We start from the raw sequence: 13,058 nt of genomic DNA on the forward strand, positions 1-13,058 counted from the left end.
TGGCGACTGCTGCGCAGCCGAGCGGGAGCAAGCTCCCTCGCCACAGTCGTTCGCCCTGCGATATCGCCGGAGTACAGAACATGGGTACCGTCAGCAAACTCAGCCAGCACATCAAACAAAAAGGCCTGCGCGCCACTCTCGCCAAGGCGTGGAAGCACTACGTGTTTTTCCATCAGGAACTGCTGTGGATGGAGCGCGATCTGGTCAGTCCGGTGCCACCGCACAGCCTCAAACCGTACCCGCCGCTGCGGGTAGTAAAAATCACCGCCGACAACGCCAGCGCCTTTGCCCGCTACTTCGGCGACCGCGTCGGGACCATGGCCGAGCTGGCCAACGAAGGGCACACCGGGCACATGCACCTGGACGATCAGGGCGATGCCGTGGCGTTCATCTGGGGCAGCGCACGGGACTACTTCGACCGGCATTACTACGGCTGCCTGTTCCCGGTGAAACCCGGAGAATTCTTCGAGTTCGGCGGCGAACTGACCCGCGCCTACTGGGGCAGCGAACTGTCGGTAGACCTGCAACTGCAACTGTGGAAAGCCATGGCGGCCCAAGGCTGCGACAAGGTGGTGGACGTCTGCGAATTCCACAACATCCCGGCGCTGAAACTGCATTTGCGCATGGGGTACACCGAGCAAGGCCGGATCATGAACGTCTACACCCTGTTCGGTCGCTGGCGCTTCTACCGCGAAACCCGCTACAGCGGCTCGCGGCTGGATGCGCTGCGCAAACCGTCCCGTCCACCTGTCACAGCAACGGCGGCCTGAGTCTATGGCGCGATTCGAATGGCGCACTTCGTTGTGCGCACCCGACTTTCCGGCGGCGGCCTATGAAGCGCTGCGCCTGCGGGTGACGGATCACACGCCGTTCAACAGCCTCGACTGGCTGTGTGCGGCAGAGCAGGCGCTCGACGCGCATGAGCGGCTGCATGTATTGCTGGGTTGGGAAGCAGACGAATTGCGCCTGTGCCTGCCACTGGTGGCGAGCCGTGAAAGGTTTTTCGGATTGCCATTTCGGGTAGTGCATCACCTGGGTTATCCGCTGACCGATCGCCTGGCGTTGCTATCACTGCTGGGCGCCGAAGACATGCGCCAGGTCCTGCGGCTGATTCGCCAGCGAGTGCCCCAAGCCCTTTTGCAATTTAACGAAATCTCCGAGCCGGTCGGCGACGAAAGCGTGCTCACCGAATGGATGGCCCACAGCTCCACCGGCGAACGTCGCTTGAGTTGCCGGGTGCCGGTGCACCTGATCAGCGAGGCTGACCGCCAGGAAGTCTCGGGCGACCCGCGCTACAAGCTGCGCCGGGCACGCAAACGGATTGCCGCGTGCGGCGCCGAGGTGCGGCGGATCATTCCCGACGCGACCAGCATGGGCCCATTGTTGCAGGCCATCAGCGAAGTCGAAGCGGTCAGCTGGAAAGGCGACGAAGGCGTCGGGATCTTTGCCAGCGAACGCAGCCGCCGCTGCATGGAAACCGCCTTCACCGCCCTCGCCGCTTCGGATCGGGTGCGCGTGGTGATGCTGGAACTGGACGGACGTTGCATCAGCTATCGGCTCGGCCTGTTCGAACAGGGCCGACTCTACGATTACAACCTCGCGTTCCTGCCGCAATACGCCGATCTGGGCAGCGGCCGGGTGTTGCTGGAGGAATGGATTCGCTGGGGGCTGGATGAGCACTGGCGCTGGATCGATGCCTCGCGGGTCAGCCTGGAAAACTCCAGCCACCAGTTACACGAGCGCATGACCGGGCAACTGGAACACTGGCGCTGGAGTTTCTATTCCTGGCGCCCCAGCGGGATATTGCTGGGGCTGGGGTTGCGCCTCTGGCATCGCTTGAAACCAACGGTGCAGCAATGGCGCGTGCGACGTGCGGCCAGACCGGCACCGACACCTGTCGTCATCACCACGGAGGGCGATCATGCCTCGCCAAGTCATAGTCAACGCTGACGATTTCGGTTTGAGCCCGAACGAAAACGCGACGATCTTCGCCGCGTTTCAGGCTGGGGTCATCAGCTCGGCCACGGCCATGGCCAACATGCCGGCGTTTGAGGCGGCCTGTGCGATGGCCAGGCATGCATCGCTGCAAGGTCGGGTCGGATTGCACTTCAATCTGACTTACGGCCGGCCGCTGAGTGCTTCGATTCTGCGCAGCCGAACCTTTTGCGATGGCCACGGCGTGTTCGATCTGAGCCTGCCACGCCATAGCCTGTGGCTGAGTCGCGAAGATCGCGACGCAGTACGAGAAGAGTTGCAGGCGCAGTGGCAGCGTTGTGTCGAGCATGGCGTACGGCCAAGCCACATCGATTCGCACCAACACGTGCACAACATCTGGCCGATTGGTGAAATCGTCGCGCGGTTTGCCGCTCAGCAAGGCGTGCCGATTCGTTTGGCGCGCAATCTGGGGCAGAACCTCAGTCTGCCGAAACGCGTGTTCAAAGGTTTGCTCAATTGGCGCTTGCAGAGCCTGGCCGGCGCGACGGCGGACTACGTATGCACGCCAGTGGACCTGCGCAACGCCCCCGCACCGAGCGACGGCGTGCTGGAAATCGTCGCCCACCCCAATCAGCTCGACAGCGATTTCGGCGATGCCTATCTCAACCCCGGAGAATCCCTGAACCGCGTGCTGGAGCAGCGGCTGACGGGGGTGCCGCGGGTGTCCTATGCCGATTTGAACAAAGATTTTTTACGGGGTGCCGCGGCACTCGATTGATTCATCCTCACAACAGCAACATCCACCACACCGGGCCTCGGCCACGGAGGGCAACATGAGTGTTATCGAAAAGCTGCGCGAACGCATCCGTCAAAAAGGCCTCGGCCGTCTCTTCGCCACCCTGTGGAAACGCTACGTGTTCTTCCACTGGGAGTTGCTGTGGATGGAGCGCGATCTGGTCTCCCCGGTGCCGCCGCACAAGCTGCGCCCCTACGAAGGCCTGCGCAAAGTCGATATCACCCCGCTGAACACCGGGGCGTTCGCCAAACACTTCGGCGATCGCGTCGACACCATGGCCGAACTCGCCGCCGAGGGTCACACCGGACACATGTACCTCGATGCCGACGGCCACGCGGTGGCCTTCATCTGGGGCAGCATTCGCGACTACCACGACCGCCACTATTACGGCTGCTGGTTCCCGGTGAAACCTGGCGAGTTCTTCGAATTCGGCGGCGAAATGGCTCGGCCGTATTTCGGCACCAGCCTGTCGGTGGACGTACAAGTCGCCCTCTGGGAAGCCATGGCGGCTCAAGGCTGCGACAAAGTCGTCGACGTCTGCGAAACCCACAACATCCCGGCGCTGAAGCTGCACATCCGCATGGGCTACCACGAACAGGGCCGCGTCACCCACGTCTACGGCCTGTTCGGCCGCTGGCGCTTCTACCGCGAAAGCCGCTATCAAGGCTCACGCCTGGACCCCCTGCGCAAACCTGGGCGGCCGGTGGTGAGTGCGGCGGCGCAGGCGTGATTCGGTCGTAAGACATGGCGGCCATTTGGCCGCCATCGCGAGCAGGCTCGCTCCTACAGAGGCTTTCGTTCCTACAAATAATGGGATCACTGCCTACGACCTCTATTGGCGCATCCGGCGTCGCTTAGAGATCCAACCGATAGATTGACCGTATCCAATTGGATACAGTCGAGCAATGACTTATCTTATCCAGCAAACAGCGGTTTTCAGGGCTTGGCATGCCTCTGTTCGAGACCTGCGAGCCAGAATTGCAATTACCCGTCATTGATCGTGCTGCGACGGGCAATTTGGGTGACGCCAAATCCGTTGGCGATGGCGTATCGGAACTGCGAGTGGATGTTGGCGCTGGTTATCGGGTCTATTTCACAAAGCGTAACGGTGCAATCATCGTACTGCTGGCAGGAGGTGATAAATCCACTCAAGTGCAGACATACAACGCGCAAAAAAAATGGCAAAGGAGGTTTAATCATGAGCCAGACTTTGACAACGTTCGACATGGTGGCACTGCTGGATAGCGACGAAGCCATAAGCGAGTACCTCTCACAAGTACTTGCAGACGGCGATAATGAAGAGTTCCTCCGAGCAATCGGCTATGTAGTCAAAGCACGCGGAATGACTCAAATCGCCAAGGACTCTGGCATGGGTCGGGAAAGTCTGTACAAGGCCTTTGCGCCCGGAGCAAAACCTCGATTTGAGACGGTGCTAAAAGTCATTCATGCCCTTGGCATTGATCTTTGTGCTCAACCGGGGCATGCAATCAATCAGTCTGTTTCCTGAAGAATTTACGGTGGTTTGACTGCCGCCATCGCTGGCAAGCCAGCTCCCACAGGATGTTGTGTAGACCCGAAGACCTGTGGGAGTCTGGCTTGCCAGCGATGAGGCCGGTTGGAGCGATGGAAAGCTTCAGGCCTTGCTGGCGACCAAGGTGAAGCACAGCGGCATCTGCGCTGGCCGATTCAGGTACTGGTCATACACCTCCTCCCGATTCGAATGCGCATATTCCCTGAAGTGTGCGATGTTCAGGCCGGCCGCGATGGCGCCGCTGAAGATCGCGCCGAGGGTGTGCACGAACCAGTAGGACTTGGCCGCCTGCTGCTCGACCTTGCCGACGTAGACAATCGGTTCTTCCTGCACGAATGGCTCGGCGCGGAAGTAGGAGCTGGCGAGGCGGTGCGGGTCTTCGGCGTCGGGGTCGACCATTTCCAGAAACGGATGGGTTTCATAGATCACCAGTTTGCCGCCCGGTTTCAGGGTTAACGCCACGTGGCGAAAGAACTCGCCGATGTCGGGCATCCAGTTCAGCACGCCGATGGTGATCAGCGCCACGTCGAAGCGGCTGTGCAGCGCAGCCGGCAGGTGATGGATATCGCTTTCGATGAATTCAGCGTTGTACGGCGAGCGCTGGTTCAATTCGCGAGCCTGTTCGAGAAACGCCTCCGATTGATCGACGCCGACCACACTGCGTGCACCGAGAGCAAACAGCGACAGGCTTTCGCGACCGTTGTTGCAACCGAGTTGAATCAACTCTTTACCGTCCACGCCGACCTGTTCCAGCAGACCGCGCAAGGTATCGTCGAGGCAGGAAAAATCTGCCTGCGAAACGTCGTTCAACAGCGCTCGCCATTCCGCCGATTCACGATGATGGCGAGCGGAATCGTTCCACGCCTGTCGATTGCTGTCGATGGCGGTTTTATTGTTGGGCACTTCCATGGCGCACTCCGGACGATGCTCGTGATTGAGCGGCCCCGAGTCTAGAACAGCCCAATCAATACGGTTGTTGCGACTTTGTAAGCCGCACCGCCGTTCCACTGTGGGAGCTGGCTTGCCAGCGATTGTGGCGGTTCAGCCAAATCATCATCGACTGAAACACCGCTATTGCGAGCAGGCTCACTCCTGTAGTTCGGAACGCTTACATCTGATTCAGGCGCTCGCGCAAAAACTCGACCAACGCCTGCACCGGTCGCGACGCCTGGCGATGTTGCGGATACACCGCCGACAGGGTCAGCGGTTCGGGCCTGTAGTCGTCGAGTACCGGCACCAGTCGCCCGTCCTTCAGCGCCGCGCCGACGATGAACGTCGGCAGATAGGTAATCCCCATTCCCTGCACCGCTGCATCCCTCAGCAGCTCGCCGTTGTTCACCCGCATGCGCCCGGTGACGTTGACCAGCAGCGGCTTGCCCTGCCCCGCGTTGAAGCGCCATTGCACCGATCGACCATGGCCGTACGGCAGGCAGTCGTGGCTGTGCAGGTCTTCGGGGTTGAGCGGTGTGCCACGTTCGGCCAGATACGCGGGGCTGGCGCAGTACACCCGTTCGATGGCGGCGATACGCCGGGCGATCAGCGTCGAGTCTTCCAGCACACCGATGCGCAACGCCAGGTCATAACCTTCGCCGAGCAGGTCCACCGGGCGATCACTCAAATCCACTTCCACGGTGACATCGCGATAGCGCTGCAAAAACAGCGGCAACAGACAACCCAGATGCGCCACGGCAAACGACAGCGGCGCACTGACGCGAATCGTCCCGCGCGGCTCGGCGGTCTGCCCGGCGATGCCCTGTTCGACCTGCTCCACTTCGCCCAGCAGGCGCAGCGCCGACTCGTAGTAGCTCTGACCCAGTGGCGTGACGTCGAGGCGTCGGGTGGAACGGTTCAACAAGCGCACACCGAGGCGCTCTTCGAGCTGCATCAAGCGGCGGCTGACGAACTGCTTGGACAGACCCAACTGATCGGCTGCAGCGGTGAAGCTGCCGGAGTCCATGACCTGGCAAAAAATACGCATGTCTTCGAACGGGTTCATTGTCACTCTCTGGTGGACAGTTAAACGCTTTATAGCCGCTTTTTCACATTTCGACAGCTCATTAATCTGTGTTCACGGTGTTGAAACCAACCCCAAACCTGTAGGAGCTGCCGAAGGCTGCGATCTTTTAAAGATCAAAAGATCGCAGCCTTCGGCAGCTCCTACAGAGAACACGACCAATCAAAAATGGAATTGAGCATGAACATCAAAAAAACCCTGACCGCCTCCCTCCTCGCCCTCTCCATCGGCAACGCATTCGCCGCCGGCAGCCCGGGTGTCGAACACAACACCCAGGCCTTCCTCGAAGCCCTCGCCGCCGGCGGTGGCAAACCGCTGGAACAGCTGAGCCCGAAGGATGCCCGTGCGGTGCTGACCGGTGCCCAGGCGTCGGTAAAGGTTGACCTGTCCGGGGTTGAAGTCAGCGACAAGGCGATCAAGGTCGATGGCCAGACCATCAACCTGAAAGTGGTGCGGCCGGCCAAGGTCAAAGGCGAATTGCCGGTGTTCATGTTCTTCCACGGTGGTGGTTGGGTATTGGGCGATTACCCGACTCACCAACGCCTGATTCGCGATCTGGTGGTCGGCTCTGGAGCGGTCGCGGTGTACGTCGATTACACGCCGTCGCCGGAAGCGCAGTACCCGACTGCGATCAATCAGGCTTACGCCGCGACCAAATGGGTGGCCGAGCACGGCAAGGAGATTGGTGTCGACGGCAAGCGTCTGGCGGTGGCCGGCAACAGCGTCGGCGGCAACATGGCGGCGGTCGTGGCGTTGATGGCCAAGGAACAGAAAACCCCGGCCCTGCGCTTCCAGTTGCTGATGTGGCCGGTGACCAACGCCGGGTTCGATAACGGCTCGTACCAGCAATTTGCCGAGGGCCACTTCCTGACCAAGGGCATGATGCAGTGGTTCTGGGACAACTACACCACCAACCCGGCCGAACGCGCGCAGATCCACGCCTCGCCGCTCAACGCCAGCGCCGAACAGCTCAAGGGCCTGCCCGCCGCGCTGGTACAGACCGCCGAATTCGACGTGCTGCGTGACGAAGGCGAAGGCTACGCACGGCATCTGGATGCGGCCGGTGTGCCGGTGACCTCGGTGCGCTACAACGGGATGATTCATGACTTTGGCTTGCTCAATCCGCTGAGTCAGATTCCCGAAGTGAAAGCGGCCGTGCGCCAGGCCGCGGCTGAGCTGAAGACGCATCTGAACTGAGGCCCCCTCCCTCGCCACACCCAACAGTGTGGCGAGTTTTTTGATTGCAAGAACCCTTGTGGTGAGGGGATTCATCCCCGATGGGTTGCGAAGCGACCCCACTGCTAACCAAAAAGGCAGGGGACTGCTGCGCAGTCCATCGGGGATGAATCCCCTCACCACAAAAGCCTCTTCAACACCGACGTTCATGCAGTTCCGGAGATCGCCATGTCCATCCTCCTCACCCACCTGCTGTCCTGGAGCGCCGCGCTGTTGCTGCTCGACGCGCTGCTCTGGCACCTCGCCCCGTTCAAGCACCGCGCACCGCGGGTCGGTGTGCGGCTGGTGCTGTTTCTGGCATTCAGCGCGCTGGCCATCAACGCCGGCGTCAGCCCGTTGCAGGCTCCACTGTTTGCCGATGACCCGGTGACGCAGCTCGGGGCGACGGCGCTGGGCATTCTCTGGTGGCTGTACGCCGCGCGGGTGCTGACCGAAGTGATCGGCCTGATTCTGATGCGACGCATCGGCCACAGCGGTCGGCTGTTGCAGGACGTGATTGGCGCGCTGGTGTTTCTGGCGGCGATCGTCGCGGCCGCCGGCTATGTGCTGGAGCTGCCGGTCAAAGGCTTGCTGGCGACGTCCGGGGTGGTGGCGATCGTCGTCGGTCTGGCGTTGCAAAGCACCTTGAGCGACGTGTTCTCGGGGATCGTGCTCAACACCACCAAGCCGTATCAGGTGGATGATCTGGTGGTCATCGACGGCGTTGAAGGCAAGGTGCTCGACATCAACTGGCGTGCCACGCATCTGCTGTCCAGCACCGGCACTCTGGCCGTGGTGCCGAACTCGGTGGCGGCCAAGGCCAAGATCGTCAACCTCAGTCGCCCGAACAACCTGCATGGCGTGTCCATCAGCATCAAGGTGCCGAACCACATTCGCCCGCGTCGGGTGCTCGACGCCCTCGACCGCACGCTGCAAGGCAGCAGCAGTCTGCTGCTCAATCCGCCGCCCAAAGCCGTGTTGAAAGAGGCCGGCGAGGAGATGTCGGAGTACGTCGCCAGCGGCTTCATCAGTGAACTGAGCAAGAAAGGCGAAGTGCGCAATCAACTGTTCGACCTCGCCCATCGGCATCTCGAAGCCGCAGGTATTTCCCGCCATCCCGATGGCGTGATCGAGCCCTCGACCCGCGCCAGGGCCTTGCTCGATGAAGTGAAAGTTTTCCGCTCGCTGAGCCATGAGGAACGTGATCGCCTCGCCGAATCGATGGTCGCGCAGCAGTACGCGGCCGGTCAGGTGGTGCTGGGTCTGGATGAAGTGCCTGACAGTCTTTTTGTCATCGCCACCGGCGTGGTCAGTGCAACCGTGCCCGACGGCAACGGCCAGACCGAGGCCGGACGCATGGGGCCGAGCGAGGTCATGGGCGAACAGAGCATCCTCGCCGATACCCCGTCGCAAGCCACGTTCACCGCGCTGACGTCGAGCATCATCTATCGCCTCGACAAAGCGCTGACCCGCCAATGCATGGAGCGGCGCAGCGAAGTCGGCCAGGCGTTGAACAAATTGCAGGCCGTGCGACAGCAGAACAGCCGGCTGGCGTTGATGGCCAAACCGGTGGCGGTGCGCAAGGGTGGGTTTCTCGGCTGGTTGCAAAAGCGCTAGCCCTGACAAACAGGTGGACGCCATACCTTGTGGCGAGGGAGCTTGCTCCCGCTTGAGTGCGCAGCGCTCACAGATTTCGGGGACTGCTGCGCAGCCCAGCGGGAGCAAGCTCCCTCGCCACAGGAGGTGGTGGATTACGCCACTTTTTACTGCACATGAAAATGCCCGCAATCAAGCGGGCACTTTCAGATCAAGCAATCACTTGGCAGTGAACTTGGTGTAGCTGTTGATCAGGTTGCGGTAGTTCGGCAGGCGTTCGGACAGCAGGTGCGCCAGGCCTTCCATGTCGTTGCGCCAGTCGCCCTGCAGCTCGCAGGCCACGGCAAACCAGTTCAGCAGATGTGCACCGGCCGCCGACATGCGCGCCCACGCCGCTTGTTGCACGGTGGTGTTGAAGGTGCCGGAAGAATCGGTCACCACGAACACTTCAAAACCTTCGGCGATGGCCGACAGGGTCGGGAACGCCACGCAGACGTCGGTCACCACACCGGCGATGATCAGTTGCTTGCGGCCGGTGGCTTTGATCGCCTTGACGAAGTCTTCGTTGTCCCAGGCGTTGATCTGGCCAGGACGTTGAATGAACGGTGCATCCGGAAACTGCTCGCGCAGCTCAGGCACGATCGGGCCGTTCGGGCCGGCGTCGAAACTGGTGGTGAGGATGGTTGGCAGCTTGAAGAACTTGGCGATGTCGCCCAGTGCCAGCACGTTGTTTTTGAATTCGTTTGGCGAGAAATCCTGTACCAGCGAGATCAGACCGGTCTGGTGGTCGACCAGCAGCACGACCGCATCATCTTTGTTCAGACGCTTGTAGGGAACGCTCATGGGAAACTCCTCGGTGGATGGTTGTTGCATGAGGCGCCGACCGGGTGGCCGGCGCTTTTTTGTAGTCATCAGAACGCGAAACAGGAACAGCCGAACGCGCCCCAGAAACCGGCGAAGTCACTGACCGGAGCGTTCGACAGTCGGGCTTTTTCATGGCTGTGCGCGTGCACCGCGCAGGCACCGACGCACTGGTGCACTTGCGCCTGCAAAGGCGAATTCGGGCGCCAGTGGCCCGGCACCTTGACCACCGGCGACCAGTCCGGCAGCACGGGGATCGAGCGAGGGCCGAGGTCTTCGAAATCGCCAGCGGCATAAACGATCTTGCCGCCGACCACGGTCAGCACCGACTCGATCCACTTGATCGCTTCTTCTTCGACGTGGAAGAAGTCCGCGCTCAGTGCCGCCAGATCCGCCAGTTGCCCGACCTTGATCTGGCCCTTCTTGCCCTGCTCGGACGAGAACCAGGCGCTGCCGTGGGTGAACAGTTCCAGCGCGGTGGTGCGCGGCAAACCTTCTTCGTACAACGCCAGACCGCCGACGGTACGGCCGCTGACCATCCAGTAAAGCGACGTCCACGGGTTGTAGCTGGAAACCCGCGTGGCATCGGTGCCGGCGCCGACCGGCACGCCTTCGGCAAGCATGCGCTTGATCGGCGGCGTGGCTTCGGCGGCTTTCGCGCCGTAGCGGTCGACGAAGTATTCGCCCTGGAACGCCATGCGATCCTGAATCGCGATGCCGCCGCCCAGCGCCCTCACCCGCTCAATGTTCTGCGGGGTGATGGTTTCGGCATGGTCGAAGAACCACGGCAGACCGTTGAACGGAATGTCGCGGTTGACCTTCTCGAACACGTCGAGCATGCGGCTGATCGATTCGTTGTACGTGGCGTGCAAACGGAAGGGCCAGCGCTGCTCGACCAAGTGGCGCACCACCGGCTCCAGTTCCTGTTCCATGGTCTGCGGCAGGTCCGGGCGCGGTTCGAGGAAGTCTTCGAAGTCGGCTGCCGAGAACACCAGCATTTCCCCGGCGCCGTTGTGCCGCAGGTAATCGTCGCCCTGGTGCAACTTGACGCTGCCGGTCCAGTTCTGGAAATCGGTCAGCTCTTCTTTCGGCTTCTGGGTGAACAGGTTGTAGGCGATGCGCACGGTCAACTGATCATCCTTGGCCAGTTGCTCGATCACCTGATAGTCGTCGGGATAGTTCTGGAAACCACCGCCGGCATCGATCGCGCTGGTCAGGCCGAGGCGATTGAGTTCGCGCATGAACTGCCGGGTCGAGTTGACCTGATAGTCCAGCGGCAACTTCGGCCCCTTGGCCAGCGTCGAGTACAGAATCATCGCGTTCGGCCGCGCCACCAGCATCCCGGTCGGATTGCCGTTGGCATCGCGCACGATCTCGCCGCCCGGCGGATTCGGTGTGTCGCGGGTGTAGCCGGCGACGCGCAGGGCGGCACGGTTGAGCAGCGCGCGGTCGTACAGGTGCAGGACGAACACTGGGGTATCCGGTGCGGCCTGGTTGAGTTCTTCGAGGGTCGGCATGCGTTTTTCGGCGAACTGGAATTCGTTCCAGCCCCCGACCACGCGCACCCATTGCGGGGTCGGTGTGCGGTCGGCCTGCTCCTTGAGCATGCGCAGTGCATCAGCCAGCGACGGCACGCCTTCCCAGCGCAGTTCGAGGTTGTAGTTGAGGCCGCCACGGATCAGGTGCAAGTGCGAGTCGTTGAGGCCGGGGATCACGCAGCGCCCGTGCAGGTCGATCACTTGCGTGGCCGAACCACGCAGGGCCATGGCCTGGGTGTCGTTGCCGACGACGACAAAGCGTCCGTCCTTGATCGCCACAGCACTGGCGAGGGGTTTTTCGCGGTCTACCGTATGAAATTGGCCATTGAACAGAATCAGATCGGCGTTCATCGCAGTTCCTTCGAGATAAGTGAAACGAAGTTCCTATCCGCCCCTTCAGCGCGGCGGATGGGCTTTGGATTCAAGGTGCTCATGGGGCTGAGTGGCCGCCAGCCACGGCGCGAACAAGCGAGTGGCGGCCGGCATGCAGACGTACACCACTGACAGCACGATGGTCAGGGTGATCAGGAACGTGGCGACCACATAGTTGGACAGGAATGCATTGAGTTGCAGCAGCGGCCCCCAGATCAGCGGCACCAACAAGGTGTGCGGCAGGATCACGAACAGCGTCACGACGGCCTGCTTCCAGCGTGGTGGTGGCGTGGCAGCTTCGACCAGTGGCGTGAACCAGAACTCGTTGGCCGCATTGACCTCGGTCTGGTCGCCGTCGGCGAGCATCGGCGCGGCCTCTTCGATCAGCGCCTGACGCTGTGGGGAGTCGAGCCAGCGCTGCATCGCCTCGGTCGAGCAATAACGCAGCACGCAGGTGAACAGCGCGAGGCCACCCTGTTTACTGCGCATTACGTCCACACCCAAGTGCCCTTCTTCACGCCCCGCCACGCTGACGATATTGCGCAGCCAGGCTTCATAGGGCTGTTCGAAGCCGGCCTTGACCCGGTGCTTGACGATCAGCGTCACGGTTTCTTCGGTTCCCGGTTTTCTCAGGGACGGGGTATCAGGCATAACGAAGCACTCCGGGCAAACGCGCATTGAGCGCCAGCCGTCCAGGCCCGGCGATCAGTACAGTGGTGAAGAGGATCAACAGCAACCAGCCGAACTGTCCTTCGGCCACACTCCATTGCGGATGCACGACCAGCAGCGCCACCAGCAGAACAAAAAGAATAGGCAAGCAGGCCAATCGCGCCAGCACCCCGGCGACGATCAGTAGCGGACAGAGGACTTCGGCGAAGATCGCCAGAATCAAAGTGAGGTGGGCACCGAGGTGGAACGGGTCTTCGATCTGTTGCAGCTGCGCAGTGAAGTCCAGCAACTTGGGCAAGCCGTGGACGAACAGCAGAAACAACCCGCCGGTCACCCGCAGTAAGAGCAGGCCGAGGTTCTGCGCCTGGTCATTGCGTTGTACAGCGTTCATGGATCCACCCTTGATCAATCATTGCAGGGAATAGTGCAACGATTGATCGGGGGGAAATTGGATGGGTGTGCTCTCTTTGCTCTTGATCGATCGCTCCCACGTTCTGCATGGGAATGCAGCCGGGATGCTCCGCGTCCCAA

At 61.3% G+C, this 13,058-nt stretch carries 13 protein-coding genes and 1 pseudogene; 8 read left to right on the forward strand and 6 right to left on the reverse strand.

Annotated features, from left to right (window positions below):
- The first annotated feature begins 80 nt into the window (after positions 1-80).
- The 6 genes and pseudogenes from HXW87_RS20535 (at position 81) to HXW87_RS20560 (ending at position 4,238) form a co-directional block, all read left to right on the forward strand.
- The gene (locus HXW87_RS20535; protein WP_182401754.1) at positions 81-770 is read left to right on the forward strand and encodes an N-acetyltransferase; all 690 of its coding nucleotides are present in this window, start codon (positions 81-83) and stop codon (positions 768-770) included.
- Positions 771-774: 4 nt separating this feature from the next.
- Complete coding sequence (locus HXW87_RS20540; RefSeq protein WP_239777629.1) at positions 775-1,950, forward strand: GNAT family N-acetyltransferase; 1,176 nt, start codon at positions 775-777, stop codon at positions 1,948-1,950.
- The gene (locus HXW87_RS20545; protein ID WP_047293343.1) at positions 1,922-2,713 is read left to right on the forward strand and encodes a ChbG/HpnK family deacetylase; all 792 of its coding nucleotides are present in this window, start codon (positions 1,922-1,924) and stop codon (positions 2,711-2,713) included. Before HXW87_RS20540 ends, HXW87_RS20545 begins: the two co-directional genes overlap by 29 nt.
- 55 nt (positions 2,714-2,768) lie before the next feature.
- Positions 2,769-3,461, forward strand: a complete 693-nt coding sequence (locus HXW87_RS20550; RefSeq protein ID WP_239777630.1) for an N-acetyltransferase — start codon at positions 2,769-2,771, stop codon at positions 3,459-3,461.
- A 175-nt stretch (positions 3,462-3,636) separates the two neighbouring features.
- Positions 3,637-3,927: pseudogene (locus HXW87_RS20555) on the forward strand (type II toxin-antitoxin system RelE/ParE family toxin).
- A gap of 2 nt (positions 3,928-3,929) precedes the next feature.
- Entirely contained in the window at positions 3,930-4,238 is a 309-nt protein-coding gene (locus HXW87_RS20560; RefSeq protein ID WP_182401760.1) for an addiction module antidote protein, read from the forward strand.
- A 126-nt stretch (positions 4,239-4,364) separates the two neighbouring features.
- Here HXW87_RS20560 and HXW87_RS20565 read toward each other — a convergent pair whose 3' ends face one another.
- Complete coding sequence (locus HXW87_RS20565; protein ID WP_182401762.1) at positions 4,365-5,171, reverse strand: class I SAM-dependent methyltransferase; 807 nt, start codon at positions 5,169-5,171, stop codon at positions 4,365-4,367.
- A gap of 199 nt (positions 5,172-5,370) precedes the next feature.
- Complete coding sequence (locus tag HXW87_RS20570; RefSeq protein WP_007961294.1) at positions 5,371-6,258, reverse strand: LysR family transcriptional regulator; 888 nt, start codon at positions 6,256-6,258, stop codon at positions 5,371-5,373.
- Between the two features lie 198 nt (positions 6,259-6,456).
- On the opposite strand from HXW87_RS20570, the gene HXW87_RS20575 reads away from it, so the two are divergent.
- On the forward strand, positions 6,457-7,473 hold the full coding sequence (locus HXW87_RS20575) for an alpha/beta hydrolase (RefSeq protein ID WP_239777631.1): 1,017 nt from the start codon (positions 6,457-6,459) through the stop codon (positions 7,471-7,473).
- A 207-nt stretch (positions 7,474-7,680) separates the two neighbouring features.
- Positions 7,681-9,108: a mechanosensitive ion channel family protein gene (locus tag HXW87_RS20580; protein ID WP_239777632.1), complete on the forward strand. Its 1,428-nt coding sequence runs from the start codon at positions 7,681-7,683 to the stop codon at positions 9,106-9,108.
- Between the two features lie 198 nt (positions 9,109-9,306).
- Here HXW87_RS20580 and ycaC read toward each other — a convergent pair whose 3' ends face one another.
- The 4 genes from ycaC to HXW87_RS20600 all read right to left on the reverse strand — a co-directional run bounded on the left by ycaC (position 9,307) and on the right by HXW87_RS20600 (position 12,918).
- Positions 9,307-9,930 (reverse strand): isochorismate family cysteine hydrolase YcaC, encoded by a 624-nt coding sequence (ycaC, locus tag HXW87_RS20585; RefSeq protein ID WP_041066222.1) that lies wholly within the window; start codon positions 9,928-9,930, stop codon positions 9,307-9,309.
- Positions 9,931-9,998: 68 nt separating this feature from the next.
- Entirely contained in the window at positions 9,999-11,837 is a 1,839-nt protein-coding gene (locus HXW87_RS20590) for an amidohydrolase (RefSeq protein WP_095668839.1), read from the reverse strand.
- A gap of 45 nt (positions 11,838-11,882) precedes the next feature.
- Entirely contained in the window at positions 11,883-12,509 is a 627-nt protein-coding gene (locus HXW87_RS20595) for an antibiotic biosynthesis monooxygenase (protein ID WP_239777633.1), read from the reverse strand.
- On the reverse strand, positions 12,502-12,918 hold the full coding sequence (locus HXW87_RS20600) for a DoxX family protein (protein WP_047293330.1): 417 nt from the start codon (positions 12,916-12,918) through the stop codon (positions 12,502-12,504). Before HXW87_RS20600 ends, HXW87_RS20595 begins: the two co-directional genes overlap by 8 nt.
- Positions 12,919-13,058: the final 140 nt, after the last annotated feature.

Origin of the sequence: Pseudomonas sp. Y5-11, from assembly GCF_022368695.1 — a bacterium.
GTDB lineage: Bacteria > Pseudomonadota > Gammaproteobacteria > Pseudomonadales > Pseudomonadaceae > Aquipseudomonas > Aquipseudomonas parakoreensis.